The organism is Pseudomonas sp. B21-021, from assembly GCF_024749205.1.
Lineage (GTDB): Bacteria > Pseudomonadota > Gammaproteobacteria > Pseudomonadales > Pseudomonadaceae > Aquipseudomonas > Aquipseudomonas paraglycinae.
In genome coordinates this window covers 965,850-989,567 of record NZ_CP087192.1, presented here as the reverse complement: position 1 = coordinate 989,567, position 23,718 = coordinate 965,850, and the positions used below count along the sequence as shown (strand labels likewise).

The 23,718-nt window shown below is 59.7% G+C and carries 18 protein-coding genes; 12 read left to right on the top strand and 6 right to left on the bottom strand.

Annotated elements, in window-relative coordinates:
* Positions 1–17: 17 nt before the first annotated feature.
* From LOY31_RS04210 to LOY31_RS04190, 5 genes are all read left to right on the top strand, one after another.
* Positions 18–1,613: an ABC transporter substrate-binding protein gene (locus tag LOY31_RS04210; protein WP_258712907.1), complete on the top strand. Its 1,596-nt coding sequence runs from the start codon at positions 18–20 to the stop codon at positions 1,611–1,613.
* Between the two features lie 73 nt (positions 1,614–1,686).
* Positions 1,687–2,697, top strand: a complete 1,011-nt coding sequence (locus tag LOY31_RS04205; RefSeq protein ID WP_007953665.1) for an ABC transporter permease subunit — start codon at positions 1,687–1,689, stop codon at positions 2,695–2,697.
* Between the two features lie 11 nt (positions 2,698–2,708).
* The gene (locus LOY31_RS04200; protein WP_085608057.1) at positions 2,709–3,635 is read left to right on the top strand and encodes an ABC transporter permease subunit; all 927 of its coding nucleotides are present in this window, start codon (positions 2,709–2,711) and stop codon (positions 3,633–3,635) included.
* A gap of 10 nt (positions 3,636–3,645) precedes the next feature.
* Positions 3,646–4,614: an ABC transporter ATP-binding protein gene (locus LOY31_RS04195; protein WP_007953667.1), complete on the top strand. Its 969-nt coding sequence runs from the start codon at positions 3,646–3,648 to the stop codon at positions 4,612–4,614.
* Positions 4,614–5,594 carry a peptide ABC transporter ATP-binding protein gene (locus LOY31_RS04190; protein ID WP_007953682.1) on the top strand — a complete coding sequence of 327 codons (981 nt, stop codon included), beginning with the start codon at positions 4,614–4,616 and terminating at the stop codon, positions 5,592–5,594. Before LOY31_RS04195 ends, LOY31_RS04190 begins: the two co-directional genes overlap by 1 nt.
* Positions 5,595–5,701: 107 nt before the next feature.
* On the opposite strand, the gene LOY31_RS04185 is transcribed toward LOY31_RS04190, so the two are convergent.
* Both LOY31_RS04185 and LOY31_RS04180 read right to left on the bottom strand, forming a co-directional pair.
* A complete protein-coding gene (locus tag LOY31_RS04185; RefSeq protein ID WP_221534387.1) occupies positions 5,702–5,962 on the bottom strand; it encodes a hypothetical protein in 261 nt (86 codons plus the stop codon).
* 256 nt (positions 5,963–6,218) lie between these two features.
* The gene (locus LOY31_RS04180; protein ID WP_221534388.1) at positions 6,219–7,802 is read right to left on the bottom strand and encodes a peptide chain release factor 3; all 1,584 of its coding nucleotides are present in this window, start codon (positions 7,800–7,802) and stop codon (positions 6,219–6,221) included.
* A gap of 357 nt (positions 7,803–8,159) precedes the next feature.
* On the opposite strand from LOY31_RS04180, the gene LOY31_RS04175 reads away from it, so the two are divergent.
* The 5 genes from LOY31_RS04175 to LOY31_RS04155 all read left to right on the top strand — a co-directional run bounded on the left by LOY31_RS04175 (position 8,160) and on the right by LOY31_RS04155 (position 13,603).
* Positions 8,160–8,849 (top strand): ABC transporter permease, encoded by a 690-nt coding sequence (locus LOY31_RS04175; protein ID WP_172667905.1) that lies wholly within the window; start codon positions 8,160–8,162, stop codon positions 8,847–8,849.
* 20 nt (positions 8,850–8,869) lie between these two features.
* Positions 8,870–9,763, top strand: a complete 894-nt coding sequence (locus LOY31_RS04170; RefSeq protein ID WP_258712906.1) for a glycine betaine ABC transporter substrate-binding protein — start codon at positions 8,870–8,872, stop codon at positions 9,761–9,763.
* 13 nt (positions 9,764–9,776) lie between these two features.
* The gene (locus tag LOY31_RS04165; protein ID WP_007953690.1) at positions 9,777–10,430 is read left to right on the top strand and encodes an ABC transporter permease; all 654 of its coding nucleotides are present in this window, start codon (positions 9,777–9,779) and stop codon (positions 10,428–10,430) included.
* Positions 10,427–11,581, top strand: a complete 1,155-nt coding sequence (locus LOY31_RS04160) for a betaine/proline/choline family ABC transporter ATP-binding protein (RefSeq protein ID WP_258712905.1) — start codon at positions 10,427–10,429, stop codon at positions 11,579–11,581. Before LOY31_RS04165 ends, LOY31_RS04160 begins: the two co-directional genes overlap by 4 nt.
* A gap of 858 nt (positions 11,582–12,439) precedes the next feature.
* Positions 12,440–13,603, top strand: a complete 1,164-nt coding sequence (locus LOY31_RS04155; RefSeq protein WP_007953693.1) for a type III PLP-dependent enzyme — start codon at positions 12,440–12,442, stop codon at positions 13,601–13,603.
* Positions 13,604–13,646: 43 nt separating this feature from the next.
* Here the strand turns inward: LOY31_RS04155 and LOY31_RS04150 are convergent, their stop codons facing one another.
* The 4 genes from LOY31_RS04150 to LOY31_RS04135 all read right to left on the bottom strand — a co-directional run bounded on the left by LOY31_RS04150 (position 13,647) and on the right by LOY31_RS04135 (position 18,463).
* On the bottom strand, positions 13,647–14,549 hold the full coding sequence (locus tag LOY31_RS04150) for a hypothetical protein (protein WP_258712904.1): 903 nt from the start codon (positions 14,547–14,549) through the stop codon (positions 13,647–13,649).
* Between the two features lie 21 nt (positions 14,550–14,570).
* Positions 14,571–16,790, bottom strand: coding sequence for an alpha-xenorhabdolysin family binary toxin subunit A (locus LOY31_RS04145; RefSeq protein WP_258712903.1), 2,220 nt, complete (start codon positions 16,788–16,790; stop codon positions 14,571–14,573).
* A 233-nt stretch (positions 16,791–17,023) separates the two neighbouring features.
* Entirely contained in the window at positions 17,024–17,782 is a 759-nt protein-coding gene (locus LOY31_RS04140; RefSeq protein ID WP_258712902.1) for a tetratricopeptide repeat protein, read from the bottom strand.
* Positions 17,783–18,463: a Fe2+-dependent dioxygenase gene (locus LOY31_RS04135; RefSeq protein ID WP_085608049.1), complete on the bottom strand. Its 681-nt coding sequence runs from the start codon at positions 18,461–18,463 to the stop codon at positions 17,783–17,785.
* 207 nt (positions 18,464–18,670) lie between these two features.
* On the opposite strand from LOY31_RS04135, the gene LOY31_RS04130 reads away from it, so the two are divergent.
* Positions 18,671–20,992, top strand: a complete 2,322-nt coding sequence (locus LOY31_RS04130) for a TonB-dependent siderophore receptor (RefSeq protein WP_258712901.1) — start codon at positions 18,671–18,673, stop codon at positions 20,990–20,992.
* Between the two features lie 132 nt (positions 20,993–21,124).
* Complete coding sequence (locus LOY31_RS04125) at positions 21,125–23,653, top strand: sulfite reductase flavoprotein subunit alpha (protein ID WP_258712900.1); 2,529 nt, start codon at positions 21,125–21,127, stop codon at positions 23,651–23,653.
* The last annotated feature ends 65 nt before the right edge of the window (positions 23,654–23,718 follow it).

Genomic DNA, 23,718 nt, shown 5'->3' with positions numbered 1-23,718 from the left:
ATTGCAGAGGGTTCTTGATGAAAATGCTTCCCCTACGTGCGGCCATCGCGGCTGCGTTGCTGAGTGTCGCTGTCGGCGTCTCGGCCAAACCCTTGGTGGTCTGCACCGAAGCCAGCCCGGAAGGCTTCGATATGGTCCAGTACACGACTGCAGTCACTGCCGACGCGGTGGCCGAAACCATCTTCAACCGTCTGGCGGACTTCAAGCCCGGCACCACCGAAGTGATTCCGGCGCTGGCCGAGTCCTGGGACATCAGCGAAGACGGCCTGACCTACACGTTCCACCTGCGCAAAGGCGTCAAGTTTCACACCACCGAATATTTCAAGCCGACCCGCGACATGAATGCCGACGACGTGGTCTGGAGTTTCCAGCGTCAGCTGGACCCGAATCACCCGTGGCACAAGCTGTCGAGCGTGGGCTTCCCGTACTTTGAAAGCATGGGCTTCAAGGAACTGCTGAAAAGCGTCGAGAAAGTCGACGACAATACCGTCAAGTTCACCCTGACCCGCCGCGAAGCGCCGTTCCTGGCCGACATCGCCATGGCTTTCTCCTCGATCTATTCGGCCGAATACGCCGACCAGTTGCTCAAGGCCAACAAGACTGGCGACCTGAACAACAAACCGGTCGGCACCGGCCCGTTCATCTTCCAGCGTTACGCCAAGGATGCCCAGGTACGCTTCAAGGCCAACCCGGATTACTTCCGTGGCAAGGCACCGGCTGATGCACTGATCCTGGCGATTGCCACAGACAACAACGTGCGTTTGCAGAAGCTCAAGGCCAATGAGTGCCAGATCGCGCTGTATCCGAAACCGGATGACATCCCGAGCATCAAGAAAGACAGCAACCTGAAAGTCGATGAAATGGACGCGATGACCGTCTCGTACATCGCCATGAACACCACGCACAAGTACATCAGCGACGTGCGGGTGCGCAAAGCGATCGACATCGCCTTCGACAAGGAAGCCTACGTCAACGCCCTGTTCGGCAAAGGCAACGCCTCGGTCGCGGTCAACCCGTACCCGCCGACCCTGCTGGGCTACAACCACGACCTGAAGAACCCGCCACGTGACCTCGACGCCGCCCGCAAGCTGCTCAAGGAAGCCGGCGTACCGGAAGGCACCGTGTTTACCCTGTTTACCCGCAACGGCGGCGGCCCGACCAACCCGAACCCGATGCTCGGCGCGCAGATGATGCAGGCTGACCTGGCGAAAGTCGGGATCAAGATCGACATCCGCGTCATGGAATGGGGCGAGATGCTTAAACGCGCCAAGGCCGGCGAACACGACATGGTTTCGGCCGGATGGGCGGGCGACAACGGCGACCCGGATAACTTCCTGACGCCTATGCTCAGTTGCGAAGCCGCCAAGAACGGCGAAAACTACGCTCGCTGGTGCAACGAGAAATTCCAGGCCCTGCTCGACGAAGCACGGGCTAAAGTAGATCCGGCCGAACGCGCCAAACTGTATGAAGAAGCGCAAGTCATCTTCAATCAGGACCAACCGTGGATCAGCATGGCCCACACCCGCATGTTCACCGCAATGCGCAACAACGTAGAGGGTTATCACATCAGCCCTCTGACAACCAATAACTTCGCCACCACCCAGGTGAAGTAGATAAGAAACTCCCGGCGCCCCTGACCCCAGGGTCGCCGGGCACGCCTAACCGGCTGATGAGGTACCACACACGATGTTTAGTTTTATTGCCCGCCGACTGGGGTTATTGATCCCCACGTTTTTCGGCATCACCTTGCTGACTTTCGCGTTGATTCGCATGATTCCCGGCGACCCCGTGGAAGTGATGATGGGCGAACGTCGGGTCGACCCCGAAATGCACGCTCAGGCAATGGAACGCCTCGGTCTGAACAAACCGCTGTACGCCCAGTACCTGGACTACATCGGCAAACTGGCCCATGGCGACCTCGGCGAATCCCTGCGCACCCGTGAGAGCGTATGGACCGAGTTCACCTCCCTCTTCCCGGCGACCCTGGAACTGTCCATGGCCGCCCTGCTGTTCGCCGGCATCCTGGGCCTTCTGGCCGGGGTGATCGCGGCACTCAAGCGAGGATCCCTGTTCGACCACGGGGTGATGGGCATCTCCCTCGCGGGTTATTCGATGCCGATCTTCTGGTGGGGCCTGATCCTCATCATGTTCTTCTCGGTGAGCCTGGGCTGGACCCCGGTGTCCGGGCGGATCGACCTGCTTTACGACATCGAGCCGCGCACCGGCTTCATGCTGATCGACACCCTGCTGGCCGATGACATGGGCGCGTTCCTCGATGCCCTGCACCACCTGATCCTGCCGGCCATCGTGCTCGGCACCATCCCGCTGGCGGTGATCGCGCGGATGACCCGGTCGTCGATGCTCGAAGTACTGCGTGAAGACTACATCCGCACCGCCAAGGCCAAAGGCCTGTCGCCGTCGCGCGTGGTGTTCGTACACGGCCTGCGCAACGCGCTGATCCCGGTACTGACCGTGGTCGGCCTGCAAGTCGGCACCCTGCTGGCCGGTGCGGTCCTGACCGAAACCATCTTCTCCTGGCCCGGCATCGGTAAATGGCTGATCGAAGCCATTGGCGCCCGGGACTACCCGGTTGTGCAAAACGGCATCCTGTTAATCGCCTGCCTGGTGATTCTGGTCAACTTCGTGGTGGATATCCTCTACGGCTTTGCCAACCCACGCATCCGTCATCAGCGCTGAGGTCAATACCCATGAGCACTCCAACTTCCTCAGTAGTCACCGCCGCCACCGCCGTGGATCAAAGTCTGCTGTACCCGTCACCGTACAAAGAGTTCTGGCAGGCTTTCGCCAAGAACAAGGGCGCCGTCGCCGGCCTGCTGTTCATGCTGCTGGTAATTTTCTGCGCGATCTTCGCGCCGTGGGTCGCCCCGCATAACCCGAGCGAGCAATACCGCGACTTCCTGCTGACGCCGCCGGCGTGGCTCGAAGGCGGGCAGATGCAATTCCTGCTCGGCACCGATGAACTGGGTCGCGACCTGCTGTCGCGTCTGATCCAGGGTTCGCGCCTGTCGCTGCTGATCGGTCTGTCGTCGGTGGTGATGTCGCTGATCCCGGGGATCCTGCTGGGTCTGTTTGCCGGTTTCTTCCCGAAAATGGTCGGCCCGACCATCATGCGTCTGATGGACATCATGCTGGCCCTGCCATCGCTGCTGCTGGCCGTGGCGATCGTCGCCATCCTCGGCCCTGGCCTGATCAACACCGTGATCGCGATTGCCGTGGTTTCGCTGCCGTCCTACGTGCGTCTGACCCGTGCCGCCGTGATGGGTGAGCTGAACCGCGACTACGTGACCGCCGCGCGCCTGGCCGGTGCCGGTCTGCCGCGCCTGATGTTCATCACCGTGCTGCCGAACTGCATGGCACCGCTGATCGTTCAGGCGACCCTGAGCTTCTCCTCGGCGATCCTCGATGCCGCCGCCCTGGGCTTCCTCGGCCTCGGCGTCCAGCCGCCAACCCCTGAGTGGGGCACCATGCTGGCTTCGGCCCGCGACTACATCGAACGCGCCTGGTGGGTGGTGAGTCTGCCTGGTTTGACCATTTTGCTCAGCGTGCTGGCAATCAACTTGATGGGCGACGGCCTGCGCGATGCGCTGGACCCGAAACTCAAGAACGCCGCCTGAGGAGATTCCCATGTCACTGTTAGAAATCAAGAATCTCAACGTTCGCTTCGGCGACAAGAACGCCACCCCGGTCGTCGACGGCCTCGACCTGAAAGTCGACAAGGGCGAAGTTCTGGCGATCGTGGGCGAGTCGGGTTCCGGCAAGTCCGTGACCATGATGGCGCTGATGGGCCTGATCGAGCACCCGGGGATCGTCACCGCCGACTCGCTGAGCTTCGACGGCAAGAACATGCTCAAGCTGAACAACCGCCAGCGTCGGCAGATCGTCGGCAAAGACCTGGCGATGGTGTTCCAGGACCCGATGACCGCGCTGAACCCGAGCTACACCGTCGGTTTCCAGATCGAAGAAGTGCTGCGCCTGCACCTGAAAATGTCCGGCAAGCAAGCGCGCAAACGTGCGATCGAGCTGCTGGAAAAAGTCGAAATCCCGGGCGCCGCCAGCCGTATGGACGCCTACCCGCACCAACTGTCCGGCGGTATGAGCCAGCGTGTGGCGATTGCCATGGCGATTGCCGGCGAGCCGAAACTGCTGATCGCGGACGAGCCGACCACCGCACTCGACGTGACGATTCAGGCACAGATCATGGACCTGCTGCTGGCGTTGCAGAAAGAGCAGAACATGGGCCTGGTGCTGATCACCCACGACCTCGCCGTGGTGGCCGAAACCGCCCAGCGCGTGTGCGTGATGTACGCCGGTCAAGCCGTTGAAGTCGGTCAGGTGCCGCAACTGTTCGACATCCCGGCCCACCCGTACAGCGAAGCGCTGCTCAAGGCGATTCCGGAACACAGCCAGGGTGCCGAGCGTCTGGCCACTCTGCCGGGCATCGTTCCCGGCCGTTACGACCGCCCGCAAGGCTGTCTGCTGTCGCCGCGCTGCCCGTACGTGCAGGACAGCTGCCGCGCGCAGCGTCCGACCCTTGACCCGAAAAGCAACAGCCTCGCCCGCTGCTTCTATCCGTTGAACCAGGAGGTGGCGTAATGGCCGTCGTACTTACCGCCCGCGACCTGACCCGTCACTACGAAGTCTCCCGTGGCCTGTTCAAGGGCCATGCGACCGTACGCGCCCTGAACGGCGTGTCGTTCGAGCTGGAAGCCGGCAAGACCCTCGCCGTCGTCGGTGAATCGGGCTGCGGCAAATCCACCCTCGCCCGCGCCCTGACCTTGATCGAAGAGCCATCGTCCGGTTCCCTGAAAATCGCAGGCCAGGAAGTGGCCGGCGCCGACAAGGCTCAGCGCAAACAACTGCGCAAAGACGTGCAGATGGTGTTCCAGAGCCCGTACGCTTCGTTGAACCCACGGCAGAAAATCGGCGATCAACTGGCCGAACCGCTGTTGATCAACACCAACCTGTCGGCCGCCGAGCGTCGCGAGAAAGTCCAGGCGATGATGAAGCAGGTCGGCTTGCGTCCCGAGCACTACCAGCGTTATCCGCACATGTTCTCCGGCGGTCAGCGTCAGCGTATCGCGCTGGCCCGCGCCATGATGTTGCAACCGAAAGTGCTGGTGGCGGACGAACCTACTTCCGCACTGGACGTGTCGATCCAGGCGCAGGTGCTGAACCTGTTCATGGACATGCAGCAGGAGTTCAACACCGGTTACGTGTTCATCTCGCACAACCTGGCGGTGGTGCAGCACGTGGCGGATGACGTGATGGTGATGTACCTCGGTCGCCCGGTGGAAATCGGTCCGAAGCACGACATCTACGCCCGTCCTCTGCACCCGTACACCCAGGCGCTGCTGTCGGCGACTCCGACCATCCACCCGGATCCGGACAAGCCGAAAATCAAGATCGTCGGCGAGCTGCCCAACCCGCTGAACCCACCGCCTGGCTGCGCGTTCCACAAGCGCTGCCCGTACGCCACCGCGCGTTGCAGCAGCGAAGAGCCGGCCCTGCGCCAGCTCGACACGCGTCAGGTCGCGTGCCACTACGCCGAGCAATTCCTCGACGGCGCGGCATGAAAAAACCCGCCCCGTTTCCCGGGGCGGGTTGTTGATGAGTTGACCAAACCCCTTCTGCCCCGATTGCGCATCGATCGGGAAAGAAGGGGTTTTCTTTCGCCCGGAATCTACGTCTGGCTATCGCCTTCGTCCGGATCGTCGGTGTCCGGCTCATCGGTGGTCGAGTCGTCATCGTCGGCGCTGCCACCCTGACCCTGATCGCCCGGCTCGGACGCGGACTTGGCCAGCATCAGCGCGCTGTGCCCCACCTGCCCGCTGGAAGCCTGGGTATCGTGATCCTCGCACTCGGCCCAGGCCGTCGCGGTGCCGAGGGACAGCATCACCATCACTTTCAACAGCAGCAAAACGCGTAGCAACCTGTTTTTCATAGCCGAGTCCATCCTGTTCCAGGTGAGAAATTCATGCTGACCTGACGCTGATTGAAATCTAGTTCCGATCCGCCGGGTTCACCAGATAGGACGCTAACCACTGCCCGGAAATGCCATGCGTGGACAGACCGCTTTCGAATAACGCCCATAACCGGATCGGCTAAGCGAGGTCGTCTATCTGGAGCGCTTGATGAGCAGCCACTAAAAAGCCCCCGAGGCTTACGCAACGGGGGCTTTGGAGGGAACAGCTCAATGCTTAGTGGTGCTCACGGGTGGCACGGAATTTCACGTCCGGCCAGCGCTCTTCCATCAGGGCCAGGTTGACGCGGGTCGGTGCGAGGTAGGTCAGGTGACCGCCGCCGTCCAGTGCCAGGTTTTCCACGGCCTTGTTGGAGAATTCCTCGAGCTTCTTCTTGTCGCTGCATTCGATCCAGCGCGCGGAGTACACGGTGATCGGCTCGTAGGAGCACTCGACCTTGTATTCCTCTTTCAGGCGGCTGGCGACCACATCGAACTGCAGCACACCGACGGCGCCGAGGATGATGTCGTTGCTGCGCTCTGGGAAGAACACCTGGGTCGCGCCTTCTTCGGCCAGCTGTTGCAGGCCCTGGCGCAATTGCTTGGATTTCAACGGATCGCGCAGGCGTACGCGGCGGAAAAGTTCCGGGGCGAAGTGCGGGATACCGGTGAAACCCAGGGTTTCGCCTTCGCTGAAGGTGTCGCCGATCTGGATCGTGCCGTGGTTGTGCAGACCGATGATGTCGCCGGCGTACGCTTCTTCCAGTTGTTCACGCTCGGAGGAGAAGAACGTCAGGGCGTCGCCGATGCGCACGTCCTTGCCGGTACGCACGTGGCGCATCTTCATGCCTTTCTCGTACTTGCCGGAGCAGATACGCATGAAAGCGATGCGGTCGCGGTGTTTCGGGTCCATGTTCGCCTGGATCTTGAAGATGAAGCCCGAGAACTTCTCTTCCACCGGCTCCACGGTGCGCTCGTTGGCCACACGGGCCAGCGGGCGCGGCGCCCAGTCGACCACGGCGTCGAGCACGTGATCGACACCGAAGTTGCCCAGTGCCGTACCGAAGAACACCGGAGTCAGCTGACCGTCGAGGAACTCCTGCTGGTTGAACTCGTGGCAGGCGCCCTGCACCAGTTCCAGCTGCTCGAGGAAACGGTCGTACTCGTCGCCCAGATGCGCGCGGGCTTCGTCGGAGTCGAGCTTCTCGATGATCTTGGTTTCGGTGCGTTCGTGACCGTGACCGGCGGTGTAGACAATGATGTAGTCGTCGGCCAGGTGGTACACGCCCTTGAAGTCGCGGTAGCAACCGATCGGCCAGGTGATCGGCGCAGCCTTGATCTTCAGGACGGCTTCGATCTCGTCGAGCAGTTCGATCGGGTCGCGGATGTCACGGTCGAGTTTGTTGATGAAGCTGACGATCGGCGTGTCACGCAGACGGCAGACGTCCATCAGGGCAATCGTACGTGGCTCAACACCTTTACCGCCGTCGAGAACCATCAGGGCCGAGTCCACCGCCGTCAGGGTGCGATAGGTGTCTTCGGAGAAGTCTTCGTGGCCCGGGGTGTCGAGCAGGTTGATCATGTGTTCGCGATACGGGAACTGCATGACCGACGTAGTAATCGAGATGCCCCGCTGCTTTTCCATCTCCATCCAGTCGGATGTCGCGTGGCGGTCGGATTTACGGGATTTCACCGTACCGGCCACGGCAATCGCCTTGCCCATCAGCAAGAGCTTTTCGGTGATGGTGGTTTTACCGGCATCGGGGTGGGAAATAATGGCGAAAGTGCGGCGTTTCGCGACTTCGGCGGCCTGTCTGGTCATGGGAAATCGCCTGGCGGTGATTCAAAAAAGGGCGGCGATTATAGCCCAACTCGATTCAATAACCGAACCGTTGAGCACATTAAGGGTGGCCAAATGCTGCCTCAGATGGGAACCTTTTAAAGCACGGAGACGTCCATCCCCTGTTACGACAATTCGTCAGGGGCTGAAAAATCAGCAAGTTAGCCTGACGAGGCTGCGCTCATGGCTCGCTTTCAGACCGCTTTTGCCGGACTGAAAAAAAGCTGCTTCTCGCGAACGCTGACTTCGGCAGCCAGGAATGGCCTTGCCACACGGAGCAGCGCTCGCCGACTAAAAAAAAGGAGTCCGCCTGTGGCTATCCGCTATGGCAAAGGGCTGATGGGAGGTGCGGTGGTGATCGCGCTCCTGGCCCTGCTGGTCCACTGGATCGGCATCAACACGATCGAACACTACCGCGACGATTTGTTGTTTTACCTGCAAGCTCATCTGATTCTCGTCCTCGCTTCAATGCTGGCCGCCCTGGTCGTGGGCATCCCCGCCGGTATCTTCCTGAGCCGTCCGACCATGGTCGGACGCGCCGAACGCTTCATGCAGATCTTCAACATCGGCAACACCGTGCCGCCGCTGGCCGTGCTCGCAATTGCCCTGGGGATTCTCGGCATCGGCAGCGGTCCGGCGATCTTCGCTCTGTTCCTCGCCTCGCTTTTGCCGATTGTGCGCAACACCTATGAAGGCCTGAAAAACGTCCAGGGCTCGCTGAAAGAAGCCGCCGTCGGCATCGGCATGACGCCGCGCCAGGTGCTGTGGAAAGTCGAATTGCCCAACGCCGTGCCGATCATCGTCGGCGGTGTGCGGGTGGCGCTGGCGATCAACGTCGGTACGGCGCCGCTGGCCTTCCTGATCGGCGCCAACAGCCTCGGCAGCCTGATCTTCCCCGGCATCGCCCTGAACAATCAGCCGCAACTGCTGCTCGGCGCCGCGTGCACCGCGCTGCTGGCCCTGCTGCTCGATGGCGTGGTCACCCTCGCCAGCCGCCTCTGGCTGGAACGCGGTTTGCGCCCGTCTTAAGGCCTTGCGAAGGAATATTTATGAAAAGACTTAGTTTGATTCTGGGCTGCGTGCTGCTCTTCGCAGGCATCGCCCAAGCCGCCGACAAACCGGTGATTCGCCTTGGCGCCCGGGTATTCACCGAGCAGACCCTGCTCGCGGAAATCACCGCGCAATACCTGCGCAGCAAAGGCTACGACGCGCAGATCACCGGCGGCCTGGGCAGCAACTTGGCCCGCAGCGCCCACGAAACCGGACAGCTGGACATGCTCTGGGAATACACCGGCGTGTCGCTGGTGGCCTACAACCATGTCACCGAAAAACTCGACAGCGAACAGTCCTACGCCCGGGTGAAAGAACTCGACGCGAAAAAGGGCCTGGTCTGGCTCACACCGTCGAAATTCAGCAACACCTACGCCCTCGCCCTGCCGAAAAAAGTGGCCGAGGAATATCCGCAGATCAGCAACATCAGCCAGTTGAACGACGTGCTGAAGGCTGAAGCCAAGACCAATCACCTGGTGGCGCTGGACACCGAGTTCGCCAACCGCTCCGACGGCCTGGACGGCATGGTCAAGCTCTACGACATGAACCTGACCCGCAAGAACATCCGGCAGATGGACGCAGGTTTGGTCTACACCGCCCTGCGCAACGGTCAGGTGTTTGCCGGTCTGGTCTACACCACCGACGGTCGCCTCAACGCGTTCGGGCTGAAGCTGCTGGAAGACGACAAGCATTACTTCCCGGACTACACCGCTGCGCCGGTGGTGCGTCAGGCCTACCTCGATGCCCACCCGAAACTCGCCGAGCAACTCAAGCCACTGGCCGAACTGTTCGACGACGAAACCATGCGCCAGCTCAACGCGCGGGTCGATGTCGATCACGAAAGCCCGTCGAAAGTCGCTGCCGATTTCCTGCGCCAGCATCCACTGAATTAAAGGAGGAAAAGTCATGGAATTCCTGAACGCCTTTTCCCACCTCGACTGGCAGCAGGTGATGCACCTGACCTGGCAGCACATCACGCTGGTCGGCATCGCCGTCAGCCTGGCGATCCTCATCGGCGTGCCACTGGGCATCCTGATGACGCGCTTCCCGAGCCTCGCCGGTCCCTTGCAGGCCAGCGCCACGGTGCTGCTGACCGTGCCGTCGATTGCCCTGTTCGGCCTGTTGCTGCCGTTCTATTCGAAATTCGGCCAGGGCCTCGGCCCGATGCCGGCGATCACCGCCGTGTTCCTTTATTCACTGCTGCCGATCATGCGCAACACCTACCTCGCCCTGACCGGCGTCGAACCGGGCATCCGTGAAGCCGCACGCGGCATCGGCATGACCTTCGGCCAGCGCCTGCGCATGGTCGAGTTGCCGATTGCGGTGCCGGTGATCCTCGCCGGTGTACGCACCGCCGTGGTGATGAACATCGGCGTGATGACCATCGCCGCGACCATCGGCGCCGGCGGCCTCGGTGTACTGATCCTCGCCTCCATCAGCCGTAGCGACATGTCGATGCTCATCGTCGGCGCGCTGCTGGTCAGTCTTCTGGCGATCTTCGCCGATCTCATTTTGCAGTGGCTGCAACGTTCGCTGACTCCAAAAGGACTCCTCAAATGATCGAACTTCAAAACCTCAGCAAGACCTTCCAAAGCAACGGCAAAGATGTGAAAGCCGTGGACTCGGTAAGCCTGACCGTCAATGAAGGCGAAATCTGCGTGTTCCTCGGGCCATCGGGTTGCGGCAAAAGCACCACGCTGAAAATGATCAACCGCCTGATCAAGCCGTCCTCGGGCAAGATCCTGATCAACGGCGAAGACACCACCGACCTCGACGAAGTGACCCTGCGCCGCAATATCGGTTACGTGATTCAGCAGATCGGTCTGTTCCCGAACATGACCATCGAAGAAAACATCGTGGTGGTGCCGAAACTGCTCGGCTGGGACAAACAGAAATGCCACGACCGCGCCCGCGAACTGATGAGCATGATCAAGCTTGAACCCAAGCAGTATCTGCATCGTTACCCCCGTGAACTGTCCGGAGGCCAGCAGCAACGGATCGGCGTGATCCGCGCACTGGCGGCGGATGCGCCACTGCTGCTGATGGACGAACCGTTCGGTGCGGTCGACCCGATCAACCGCGAGATGATCCAGAACGAATTCTTCGAGATGCAGCGAGCGCTGAACAAGACCGTGATCATGGTCAGCCACGACATCGACGAAGCGATCAAGCTCGGTGACAAGATCGCGATTTTCCGCGCCGGCAAACTGTTGCAGATCGACCATCCGGACACCCTGCTCGCCCATCCGGCGGACGATTTTGTCAGCAACTTCGTCGGCCAGGACAGCACCCTCAAACGCCTGCTGCTGGTGAAAGCCGAAGACGCCGCGGACAACGCGCCGTCGGTGAGCCCGGAAACCCCGGTGGCCGATGCGCTGGAGTTGATGGACGAGCATGACCGCCGTTATGTCGTCGTGACTGACGCGGAGAACAAGGCGCTGGGTTATGTGCGCCGTCGTGACCTGCATCGTCAGACCGGCACCTGTGCGCAATTCCTGCGCGAGTTCAACGCCACGGCCGCTTATGACGAGCATTTGCGCATCCTGTTGTCGCGCATGTACGAGTTCAATCGCGCCTGGTTGCCGGTGATGGATGCAGAGCGAGTGTTCCTCGGCGAGGTTACCCAGGAGTCGATTGCGGCGTACCTGAGTTCGGGTCGTTCACGCGGAATGAAGACCAATATTGTGTCGCCAGCCGAGGCGGTGGCCTGATCAAAAGCTAAAGGGCTGTTCGACAGCCCTTTTTTTCGACCGCCGGGACCTGAAAGCCGTGATTTTTTTGCCGACGATGAGCCGGCAAGAAATATCAACACATCAGAAGGCTGAATCCGTCCGAAGATATCAGCCTTGACCAGCAACTTCCCCCTCACCTCCCCTTCTCGCCGCCAACGTCGCCGATGTTGAAGTGATCGTACTTATCCATGACTTGGCGCGCATCAGCTTCGAACGTGCAGGTATTTTTAACACCTGAAAATTATTGCGGAACATCTGACCGTCATCTCGGTCGGCTACAAAGAGTGATATCCGCGACGCACGTCAGAAGCGTGCAAAAACGCGACATTTTTAGTTGATCTCAGGCCCCTCACGCCCTAAAGTTCGCGCCGAACGTCCATGCTGGAAACGATCCATCCGGCTCAAGTACTGACGACGAGACAGCAAGGCCAAGGGAAAGAAAGACTACATTTCCCATGGCCTTTTTGCTTTCGGCGACATGCCTTGGGAAGTAGGCGAACCAAAGTGGGGATACGGAGGGCGTTCAGGAGGGTGTGTCATCAATGAATTCACGAGTGCGCCGGGTCTGCTTTTGCGCAGGGCAAGGCGCGAGGCCCGCAGTTTGGTTGTTCCAAATAAGGGACGAGCAACGCAGCCCTGCGCAAAAGCAGGCCCGGCCCTTCGGGTTGTGCCTGAGCGCGCGCCATGCTGCGTTGCAGGCCTTGCGAAGGGAGCGACCATTAGCGGCGGCCTGCGCCTTGCCTGGCACGCGCTCAGGCGCAACGCACTCGCGAATTCATTGATGACACACCCTCGCACCCATTGATTTCACGAGTTTGCCCATAGGAGCTCCCAAGTATGTCGATCCAGGTCGAAGACTATTTCGCGCGCGAAACCTTTCAGAAAATGAAGGCGTTCGCCGACAAACAGGAAACCCCTTTCGTGGTGATCGACACCGCGATGATCGCCCAGGCCTATGACGACCTGCGCGCCGGTTTCGAATTCGCCAAGGTCTACTACGCGGTCAAGGCCAACCCGGCCGTCGAGATCATCGACCTGCTCAAAGAGAAAGGTTCGAGCTTCGACATCGCCTCGATCTATGAGCTGGACAAAGTGCTGAGCCGTGGCGTCAGCGCGGACCAGATCAGCTACGGCAATACCATCAAGAAATCCAAGGACATTCGCTACTTCTACGAGAAGGGCGTGCGTCTGTTCGCCACCGACTCGGAAGCCGACCTGCGCAACATCGCCAAGGCCGCACCGGGCGCCAAAGTCTATGTGCGCATCCTGACCGAAGGCTCGACCACGGCCGACTGGCCACTGTCGCGCAAATTCGGCTGCCAGACCGACATGGCCATGGACCTGCTGATCCTCGCCCGCGACCTGGGCCTGGTGCCATACGGCATCTCGTTCCACGTTGGTTCGCAACAGCGCGACATCAGCGTCTGGGACGCGGCGATCGCCAAGGTCAAAGTGATCTTCGAACGCCTGAAGGAAGAAGACGGCATCCACCTCAAGCTGATCAACATGGGCGGTGGCTTCCCGGCCAACTACATCACCCGTACCAACAGCCTGGAAACCTACGCCGAAGAAATCATCCGCTTCCTGAAGGAAGACTTCGGTGATGACCTGCCGGAAATCATTCTGGAGCCGGGCCGTTCGCTGATCGCCAACGCCGGCATCCTGGTCAGCGAAGTGGTGCTGGTCGCGCGTAAATCCCGCACCGCCGTGGAGCGTTGGGTTTATACCGATGTGGGCAAATTCTCGGGCCTGATCGAAACCATGGACGAAGCGATCAAGTTCCCGATCTGGACCGAGAAGAAAGGCGAGATGGAAGAAGTCGTGATCGCCGGCCCGACCTGCGACAGCGCCGACATCATGTACGAAAACTACAAGTACGGACTGCCGCTGAACCTGGCGATCGGTGATCGTCTGTACTGGCTGTCGACCGGTGCGTACACCACCAGTTACAGCGCCGTAGAGTTCAACGGCTTCCCGCCGCTGAAATCGTTCTACGTGTAAGCGACGCTTCAACTGAAAAGGCCCATGCGTGCATGGGCCTTTTTTATTTGCGCAACCAGATCTCAAGATGGTTGAGCATTGTCATGAATTCATCGGCGCCCTCTTGGGTGGCGGCCAGGTGGAAATTCAACTCGCCGAGTTTCGACGCGCGCTCTGCCCTCAATAAGTCATTGAACAGCATGTCTATGCGCAAGCCGGTTTCTTCGAGAAACACGCTGATGGACGAACTCACGGAAGCCAATCCGCTAAACAACCCGGCAATATCAACTTTGTATTCTGCGGCTCTGACGAGCGGATCCGCTGACGAATAAGCCACGTCCCAAACCGGCGTCGTGCGCACTTCACGAAACAACTCCTCGACCACCGTCGGCTGGGTATGACACTGGCACGAGCGATGATCCATTGCTCTGCCAAATACCGACTTGAGACCGAACGACTCGTCATGCACCTCGGCGATGGTGTATTTCAGTTGGCGTATCGCCGCCCTCAGCGAGGAAAAACGAAGCGCCAGTTCGTGAACGAGGTCCGGGACATCGGTTGGGGGAAACAACTTCCAGGTCGGCGACCTGGATAAGCTGTACAACTTGAAATCCACCTGACTGAGAGGCTCGTTCCTTGAAGTATTGCGGGTGATTTCCAGCGTTTCGGCGGTGAACGTAGCGAGATCCGCGACGTAAGTACTGCACAGGCGCCGAACCTCTTCGGTGCGCTGCCAGAACGCCTGCAAGTAGCCTGCATTGAAGCTGGCGTTGTTCAAACGTGAATCGCTGGCCAGTACCGCCAATTGATGACCGCTGGCTCTGCGACGCTCAAACACCAAAGGAATGTTGTTGAAGGTGGGGTGAAGAGAACCGAGGAAACTTGTGTATCGATCCAGCACGCGTCGTTGTGCTGTGGAGAATTCATAGGCAAGTGTTTTCATGAGTGGCAGGGAAGCGGTGGACATGTCGCCCACCGCCTCGACTCCTTACTGCTGAACAGTTTTCAGGTACTGCCTGAAGTCGGCAATTCGGGTGATTGCTTCAGCTGTTCGCTGCTCGACCGGCTGCGACATGTCTTGCTTGAAGTCCCGGGCGAGAGACTCAATCCGGGTTACCAGATTCGAGAACTCATTCACGTATCCCCAGCGCTCGTCGTCGAGTTGGTCGAGGACTCGCACCAGCTGAATCTTTCCATCGATCTGTTCAATCTCGTTGATGAGCTTCTTCAACTGCGCCCTTAGATCAGCCGCTTTTTCCTTGAGCTTGTTGTAAGACGCCAGCATGTTCAGATAGGAAATGGCCTCACCGATGCCCGAGATCATTTTTTTCAAGGTATCAATGGCGAACAGTGCAATCTGGACCTGCGGTGGCGCCAGCCCCAGGGCTTTCAGGTTATCCAGGGTCAATCGGGCCTCCTGACCGATTTTCTCTACCCCGGCTTTCGCGATCAGCTCGAGCGCTTCAGACACCGATTTCATCTGCTTTTCGAAATCGACGACTTTTTCTTCAGACTTGACCTTCAGTGCCTCCGTGAAAGCCCGATCCTGTTGCAGGGTTACGATCCATTGCGCCGAAGCCGACCGGTCATAGGCGGTACTCAAGCCGTTGTGGGTCATCTTCAAATCGGCCGCGTATTCGGCGACTTTCATCGAAACATTCTTGAGGTCGCTTTCCATTTCCTCGTGGATTTCATTCGCGTCTTCCGGGTAATCGATCAGTTCGATTTGAGCTGTCTTCAGTTTGTTCTGCGCACGCTCCAGATTGATCCCTGTCGTCTGGGCCTGATTACGAATTTCAAATGTGGCTTTCTGGATAGCGACTGTCAGCCCATTCATTGTGCGGACGGTACCCGGCAGATAATTGAACTGTTCGCCCAGCATTTGAGCAGTGACATTACTTGTTTGAACAGCCGCAGCGTGAGCGCGTAACGCAGCGCCATCAAAATCCGAAACGGCTGGATTATTATTTAGCGAGAACATCACTGCTTTACTCCTGAACATCGTGAAACTGCTTCCATACTCTTTATCTGCCGCCGCGAACACGCCCAGCAGTTGATCGGAACTCGCCCTGATCTGCTCCCACGGATCAATAATGCCGAGAATCTGGTTCTTGAACCTCCTCAGGGACGTTGCCTCCTGAAGCAGATCAACTTCTTTGACAGAGGCATATATATAGGTGCTCAGCGCATTCCATACCAGCATCAGGTTTTGCGTAGCGACTTCAGCCTCGATCGCTACATAGCTGAGGTTCTGCAAATCATCGCGCACTTTGTTCAGGGAACTCAGCGTCTGGTTTTTGCTGGCCATTACCTGGTTGGAGGTCTGTTGTTCCGCCTTCAACCGGTTTCGCTCCTTACGGATCTTTTCAGCCTTGACTCCCTGATAAATACCGAGAATCAAACCACCGATATTCAGGGTCGCTGCCGACCTGATCGCTTCTTGAACCAACTGATCATATTGTTTGTTCAGTTCATCGATTTCTTTCGAGCGCTGATCGATTTCGCCCTGCAGGACCTGGATGTCTGCCTGATAGGTATTGCGCGACACGAACTCCAGTCGCAGCTTGATTTCCGGCAACACGATCTCGCGCATGTCAGCGCCGAAACTGTCGATTTCTGACCTGACATCCTCGGCCTTCGCGTGGCACTTCATGACTTTGTCCAGCATGTCATTGAGGTAGGCCTTGATTTCCGGAACATCGCCGGACGGCAAGCCCAGGTCGGGAAGCCCCGGAATCGTGCGCTTCAGCTGCAGATACTCTTCCGGCGTATTGATATCGAATTCTTCCAGGTATCTGGAGGCTTTCAGGTCATCGTAGATTGCTACGATGCCCTTACCCGTACGAATGATGTTGCCGGCAAAAATCTTCAGATCGGTACCCGTGAGCATGATTTTTTCACGCAGCGGGGACCAGCGCTTCGCGTGGTCGTAGGTGTACGTGAATGTCCGCAGGAAGTCTGTTGCCTTGAGACCAACGCCCCCTGCATCCCCGGCGCCATAGTTCAGATAAGCAACGACGTCCGCCAGCCGAACCGGAAGCGACAGCCCCAGAACCTCATACTTGCGCAGGCTGATAATCTGCTCTTTGGTTAATTGAATACCGGTTTCCCGATTGTATTCTTCACCCTCGCCGAGCGAAGCACTTACAAACATCCGAGGCGCTTTTGCGGCGGCCTCGACAATCTTGCTGTCCATCTTGAATTCCATAAGAGACTCCTTGTCTTCTTCGGATATTTAATAAAAGTCATTTTAGATACGACATCATCTTTCGACTCATTTCAACTTGAGCGCCGACATCGCAAAACAACCTTAGGACAGCAAGACAACAATCAACAAGCATTCAAATATTAGCAATCAAGACAAACAAGCCACTCACCCGAATACTTATCCGAGAACAGCCATATAAACTTGATAAAACCAACTAACCGCAGAATAAATAATTACAAAGCAACTAACTCTGCCAGCCGAAATTTATAAGCGTCGGCCATGGCGCGGATTTGCGGATGTTGTGCATTCAACAAGGACACACTGGCGACTCGCAGGAAATTCACATTGCCCGCGTCCAGTGCCTTGCGTAGCCAGCCAAGTGCGTCATCGATGCGCCCCTCGTCGGCAAGCACCGCGGCGTGGCTGAACTGCCCCCGAAAATCGCCGCCCTCGGCCGCACGCCGATACCAGTCACGTGCCGTTGGCAGATCTTGCGGACAGTGACGCCCCTCTTCCAGATACCGGCCCAACAGGTTCATCGACTTGGCATGTCCCGACTCGGCAGCGCGGCGGTACAGGGCAAGGGCCTGCGCCTGATTCTCGGGTATTCCACGCCCGGTGGCGTGCAGGTTTGCCAGGTTGTACATCGCCCAATCCAGCCCCGCGTCGGCGGCCGTCTGGTAATGGCGCGCGGCGAGTTCGGCGCTGGCCACACAACCCCATCCGTGTTCATGGCAGCGGCCGAGCATGTTGCGCGCCATCAGATGACCTTGCCCTGCGGCGATTTCAAACCAGCGCAATGCCAGCGGCTGATCCTGAGCAATACCGTGACCATCGAGCAGGATCTGCCCGAGCAGCGCCTGCGCTTCCAGCACCCCCTCACCCGCCGCCAGCAGAATTGCCTGAGCCGCGCGAGCCGGGCTTTCTTCGAGCATGGCGGTGAGGCGTTCACCGTCGAGGACTTCTTCGCGGCGTAACCGAAAGTCCGCCACTTACACCTCGACCCAGCGACGCAACAAGTTGTGATAGGTGCCGGTGAGGCGGATCAGCGACGAGTGATCGGGCATGTCGTGGGTGAGTTGCTGGATCGCACCGTCCATCTCGAACAGCAAGGCACGCTGGCTGTCTTCGCGCACCAGACTTTGCGTCCAGAAGAACGAGGCATAACGCGCCCCGCGAGTGACCGCATTGACCTTGTGCAGGCTGGTGCCGGGGTACAGCACCATGTCGCCGGCGGGCAGTTTCACCCGTTGGGTGCCGAAGGTGTCCTGGATTTCCAACTCGCCGCCGTCGTAGTCCTCCGGCTCGCTGAAAAACAGCGTGGCCGACAGATCCGTACGTACGCGCTCGATGCTGCCCTTTGGCTGGCGCACCGCGTTGTCGATGTGGAAATCGAAACTGCCGCCCGCCGTGTAGCAGTTGAGTAACGGCGGAAATACTTTGTGCGGCAGTGCAGCCGACATGAACAGCGGGTTTTTCCACAGGCGTTCAAGCATCGCGGCGCCGATTTCCTTGGCCAGCGGATGGCCTTCCGGCAGCTGCAGATTGTGCTTGGCCTTGGCCGATTGATAGCCGGCGGTGATCTTGCCATCGGCCCAGTCAGCCTGTTCCAGAGCCTCGCGGATGCGCTGCACTTCTTCTTTCGCGAACAGCCCGGGGATGTGCAGCAGCATGGCAATGTCACCTGATGGCAAAGAGGCGGCAATGGTATTGATTCTTATTGGCTGTGTAAAACCCGCTAGACGAATGAACTGGCAAAAACCGTAAGGTTAAATTGTAAAGAATGTAAATTCAGTGCGAATAACAATGTTTCGCAATTGATACGAATACCTGTTTACCCTATATTCCGCCGCCTCAAATCCTTGGGGAGGGGAATAAAAATGGCACGTCAACAAGCACAATTACCGGTCAGCTCACCACGTCTGCTCGCTTCCGCCATCGGCGTGGCAATCACCGCCGGCTCCGCAGGCCACATGGTGTTCGCCGCCGAAAAAACCGACAGCAAAGCCACCGGCAATGCCATCGCCCTGGACGCCACCGCCATCACCGGCGAAGCCCAGGACTCGACGTCCTACCAGGTCGAGAAAGCCTCCTCGCCCAAGTACACCGCACCGCTGGTTGATACGCCGCGCTCGGTCACCGTTATCCCGCAACAAGTTCTGAAAGACACCGGCGCCCTGAACATGCAGGACGCGCTGCGCACCGTACCGGGCATCACCTTCGGTGCCGGTGAAGGCGGCAACCCGCAGGGCGACCGTCCGTTCATCCGTGGTTTCGACGCCCAGGGCGACACCTACCTCGACGGCGTGCGCGACACCGGTTCGCAGAGCCGCGAAATCTTCGCCGTGGAAAACATCGAAGTCAGCAAGGGCCCGAACTCCGCCATCGGCGGTCGCGGCGCGGCTGGCGGCAGCATCAACCTGGTGAGCAAGAAAGCCCACCTGGGCAACTCCTTCGACGGTGGTTTCACCTGGGGCTCCGACCAGACCCAGCGCTACACGATGGATGGCAACTACCAGTTCAGCGACACCGCTGCCGGCCGTCTGAACCTGATGAGCCACGAGAGCAACGTCGCCGGTCGCGACAAGGTCGACTATGACCGTTGGGGCATCGCGCCGTCCCTGGCCTTCGGCCTGGGCACCGACACCCGCGTCAACCTCGACTACTACCATCTCGAAAGCAACGACACGCCGGATTCGGGCATCCCTTACACGATTCCGGCCGGTGGCTCGGCGGCGCGCACCAAGTCCAACCCGGACAAGCCGTACGCCGGCGGCGATCACAGCAACTTCTACGGTCTGGATCGCGATTTCCGCAAGGGCCGCACCGACACCGCGACCTTCGCCATCGAGCATGACCTGAGCGACTCGCTGACTATCAAGAACACCCTGCGTCACGGCACCAGCATGCAGGATTACATCCTGACCCAGCCGGACGACAGCAAGGGCAACGTCAACAACGGCAGCGTCTGGCGTCGTGCGAACACTCGCGTGAGCAACACCGAGACCACCACCAACCAGACCGATCTGTTCGGCAACTTCTACGTCGCCGGCTTCAAGAACAGCTTCTCCACCGGTGTCGAATACACTCGTGAGGAAAGCAGCAAATCCTCGTACAACGTCAACACCGACACCACGCCGCGTACCTCGGCCGTGACCACCAACTGCAACCCGGGCCTGATCGGCGCCGCCAGCGGCTACAACTGCACCTCGCTGTCGAACCCGACCCCGAACGATCCGTGGAACGGCGCGATCTCGCGCAACTACGCCGGCACAGACACCCAGTCCGATACCTACGCGCTGTATGCGTTCGACACACTGGAGCTGTCCGAGCAATGGCTGGTGAACATGGGCCTGCGTTACGACCACTTCGAAACCGGCTACAAGACGTACACCAACGCTGGCCGCACCACCTCCAAGGGTTCGGACGCCAGCGAGTTCGTCACCGGCCAGTTCGGCGTCGTCTACAAACCGGCAGAGAACGGCAGCATCTATGCGTCCTACGCCACCTCCGCCACACCGCCGGGCAACACCCTGGGTGAAGGTCAGGAAGGCAACCCGCTGGGCGGCACGCCAGATCGTAACGGCAACCTGCTCAAGAGCGACATGGAGCCGGAAACCACCAAGAACTACGAAATCGGTACCAAGTGGGATCTGCTGAACGATCGCCTGTCGCTGACCGCCGATATCTTCCGCACCGAGAAAGAAAACGCGCGTGTCCAGGTTGATACCACCTCGTACGAAAACGCCGGCAAGACTCGTGTACAAGGTATCGAGTTGTCCGCCAGCGGCAAGATCACCGACAAGTGGCAAGTGTTCGCCGGTTACGCCTACATGGACAGCGAACAGGTTGACGGCGGTGACCTGCCGGCCAACAAGGCCAACAACGGTAACGAGCTGCCTAACACGCCGAAAAACAGCGCCAGCCTGTGGACCACTTACCAGGTCACGCCGAAGCTGACCATCGGTGGCGGTGCGTTCTACGTGGATGACGTGTTCGGCAGCGTGGCCAACACCACCATGGTCGATTCCTACGTTCGCTACGACGCAATGGCGGCGTACAAGCTGAGCAAGAACGTCGACCTGCAACTGAACGTGCAGAACCTGACCAACGAAACCTACTACGACAAGGCCTTCTCGACTCACTTCGCCAACCAGGCGGCGGGCCGTACGGCATTGCTGAGCACCAACTTCCACTTCTGATCGAAGAGGGAAGTACAGAGCCCCGTTCATTCATTTGAGCGGGGCTTTTGTGCGTAATAAAGAACGTTTCTCGATAAGCCACGGCATAATGCACGCCGTGAACACAATTTCCGAACGGACAAGGCAAGCGACGTGTTGAAGAAAACCCTGTTCCAGTTGCACTGGTTTTTTGGCATCACTGCCGGGCTGGTGCTGGCCCTGATGGGCATCACCGGCGCTGCCTATTCGTTTCAGGACGAAATTCTCAAAGCCCTCAACCCCTCCGTGTTGCAGGTCGAGAAACAGGTCGCCGGCGTCCTGCCGCCCGCCGATCTGGTGGCGCAGATCGAAGCAGCCTCGGGCAAGAAAGTCTCGATGCTCTCGGTCGAGACCGAAAGCGGCAGCGCCGGGCGCGTCTGGTTCACCCCGCCCAAAGGCGAGCGCCGGGGCGAGATGCGCTACTTCGATCCCTACACCGCCGAGTTCAAGGGCGAGGCCACCGGCCAGGACTTCTTCGGCCTGATGCTGCAACTGCACCGGTTCCTCGCCATGGGCGATACCGGCCGCAACATCACCGGCGCCTGCACCCTCATGCTGCTGTTCTTCTGCCTGTCCGGCCTGTACCTGCGCTGGCCGCGCCAGTGGAACAGCTGGCGCGTGTGGCTGACCCTCGACTGGAAGAAAAAGGGCCGCAGCTTCAACTGGGACCTGCACTCGGTGTTCGGCACCTGGTGCATGCTGGTTTACCTGCTGCTGGCACTGACCGGACTGTCCTGGTCCTACGAGTGGTACAACAAGGGCCTGACCAGATTGCTTTCCGATGCGCCGCAAAACGAACGCGTGCGCGGCGGTCGCGGCCCGGCCCCTGAAGGTCCGGCGCCGACCGGCGATTACGCCGCCATGTGGGTCAGCATCTACAGCGCCGCAGGCCCGGGCCTCGCCTCCTACAACATTCGCATGCCGCCAGTGGCCGGCCAACCGGCGACCGTGTTCTATCTGCTCGACAGCTCGCCCCACGACCGCGCGCTGAACCAGATCACCCTCGACCCAGTCACCGGCGTCGTCAAACGTGTCGACCGCTATGCCGACAAAAGCTTCAAGGCGCAGTTGCTGACCAGCATTTATGCGTTGCACGTAGGCAGCTATTTCGGACTGGTCGGGCGGATCATCGTCACCGTCGCGGCCGTCTTGATGCCGCTGTTCTTCATCACCGGCTGGTTGCTGTACCTGGATCGCCGACGCAAGAAAAAGCAGATCAAGGATGCCCGCAAAGGCCTCGACCAACCGGCCGGCGATACACCGGCGTGGCTGATTGGTTTCGCCAGTCAGAGCGGTTTTGCCGAGCAACTGGCATGGCAGACCGCCGGCCAGTTGCAGGCAGCCGGATTGCCGGTGAAGGTGCAGCCGCTGGCGAATGTCAGCGAGCAGGATCTGCGCGAATCGAACAACGCGCTGTTCGTGGTCAGCACCTTCGGCGACGGCGAAGCGCCGGACAGCGCTCGCGGTTTCGAGCGCAAGGTATTGAAGAACGCCTCGACCCTCGACAGCCTCAACTACGCGGTGCTCGGCCTCGGCGACCGTCAGTATCAACACTTCTGCGGCTTCGCCCGACGCCTGCATCAATGGCTGGGCGAGCATGGCGGCAAGACCCTGTTCGCCCCGGTGGAAGTCGACAGCGGCGATCCTTACGCCCTGCGCCACTGGCAGACCCAACTCGGCCTGATCACCGGGCAAGCGCCGGTCGACACCTGGCAAGCGCCGAGCTACGAGAACTGGACGCTGGTGCGCCGCGAGCTGATGAACCCGGACAGCAGCGGATCCCCCGTCTTCCTGCTCGGCCTAACCGCGCCGACCTCCCGCAGCTGGCTGGCCGGCGATCTGGTGGAAGTGCTGCCACGCAACTGCCCGTGGGCGATCGAACATTTCCTCGACGGCCTCGGCATCCGTGGTGAAACCAGCGTGAAGGTGAACGGCCTGGAAGAGTCGCTGGAAGTCGCCCTCGCCACCCGCCAGCTGCCCGAGCATCGCGCGCATCTGGTGGGCCTGCACGCCCAGGCGTTGGTCGATGCGATGGTGCCGCTGGCGATGCGCGAATACTCGATCGCCTCGATTGCCGCCGACGGTGTGTTGGAGCTGATCGTGCGTCAGGAACAGCATGCCGACGGCAGCCTCGGCATCGGCTCCGGCTGGCTGACCGAGCATGCTCCGGTCGGCGGCAGCATCAGCCTGCGGGTACGCCGCAACAGCGGTTTCCATCTGCCGAACGCTCCGGTGCCGATGATCCTGCTGGGCAACGGCACCGGCATTGCCGGCCTGCGCAGCTTGCTCAAGGCACGGATTGCCGACAACCAACAGCGTCACTGGCTGCTGTTCGGCGAGCGCAATCGCGAGCACGATTTCCTCTGTCGTGCAGAGCTGGAAGAGTGGTTGATCAATGGCGATCTGGAACGCCTCGATCTGGCGTTCTCTCGGGATCAGGCCGAAAAGATTTACGTGCAGGATCGCCTGCGCGAATCGGCCGGCGAGTTGAAGAAATGGCTGGCGGACGGTGCGGTGATCTACATCTGCGGCAGCCTTCAAGGCATGGCGTCAGGCGTGGATCAGGTGCTGAATGAAGTGCTGGGCGCCGCCGAAGTCGAACGCCTGATCGAACAGGGTCGCTATCGCCGCGACGTTTACTGACCACACACAACAAATGTGGGAGCGAGCCTGCTCGCGATGACGGTTTTACATTCAACACATTCGTT

What these genes read in the sequence shown, in the direction of transcription:
- LOY31_RS04170 (WP_258712906.1), top strand. Translation starts at nt 8,870, where the DNA reads ATGAAAAGACTTAGTTTGATTCTGGGCTGCGTGCTGCTCTTCGCAGGC.
- LOY31_RS04200 (WP_085608057.1), top strand. Translation starts at nt 2,709, where the DNA reads ATGAGCACTCCAACTTCCTCAGTAGTCACCGCCGCCACCGCCGTGGAT.
- LOY31_RS04180 (WP_221534388.1), bottom strand. Translation starts at nt 7,802, where the DNA reads ATGACCAGACAGGCCGCCGAAGTCGCGAAACGCCGCACTTTCGCCATT.
- LOY31_RS04130 (WP_258712901.1), top strand. Translation starts at nt 18,671, where the DNA reads ATGGCACGTCAACAAGCACAATTACCGGTCAGCTCACCACGTCTGCTC.
- LOY31_RS04165 (WP_007953690.1), top strand. Translation starts at nt 9,777, where the DNA reads ATGGAATTCCTGAACGCCTTTTCCCACCTCGACTGGCAGCAGGTGATG.
- LOY31_RS04195 (WP_007953667.1), top strand. Translation starts at nt 3,646, where the DNA reads ATGTCACTGTTAGAAATCAAGAATCTCAACGTTCGCTTCGGCGACAAG.
- LOY31_RS04210 (WP_258712907.1), top strand. Translation starts at nt 18, where the DNA reads ATGAAAATGCTTCCCCTACGTGCGGCCATCGCGGCTGCGTTGCTGAGT.
- LOY31_RS04175 (WP_172667905.1), top strand. Translation starts at nt 8,160, where the DNA reads ATGGGAGGTGCGGTGGTGATCGCGCTCCTGGCCCTGCTGGTCCACTGG.
- LOY31_RS04155 (WP_007953693.1), top strand. Translation starts at nt 12,440, where the DNA reads ATGTCGATCCAGGTCGAAGACTATTTCGCGCGCGAAACCTTTCAGAAA.
- LOY31_RS04205 (WP_007953665.1), top strand. Translation starts at nt 1,687, where the DNA reads ATGTTTAGTTTTATTGCCCGCCGACTGGGGTTATTGATCCCCACGTTT.
- LOY31_RS04145 (WP_258712903.1), bottom strand. Translation starts at nt 16,790, where the DNA reads ATGGAATTCAAGATGGACAGCAAGATTGTCGAGGCCGCCGCAAAAGCG.
- LOY31_RS04135 (WP_085608049.1), bottom strand. Translation starts at nt 18,463, where the DNA reads ATGCTGCTGCACATCCCCGGGCTGTTCGCGAAAGAAGAAGTGCAGCGC.
- LOY31_RS04185 (WP_221534387.1), bottom strand. Translation starts at nt 5,962, where the DNA reads ATGAAAAACAGGTTGCTACGCGTTTTGCTGCTGTTGAAAGTGATGGTG.
- LOY31_RS04190 (WP_007953682.1), top strand. Translation starts at nt 4,614, where the DNA reads ATGGCCGTCGTACTTACCGCCCGCGACCTGACCCGTCACTACGAAGTC.
- LOY31_RS04160 (WP_258712905.1), top strand. Translation starts at nt 10,427, where the DNA reads ATGATCGAACTTCAAAACCTCAGCAAGACCTTCCAAAGCAACGGCAAA.
- LOY31_RS04150 (WP_258712904.1), bottom strand. Translation starts at nt 14,549, where the DNA reads ATGTCCACCGCTTCCCTGCCACTCATGAAAACACTTGCCTATGAATTC.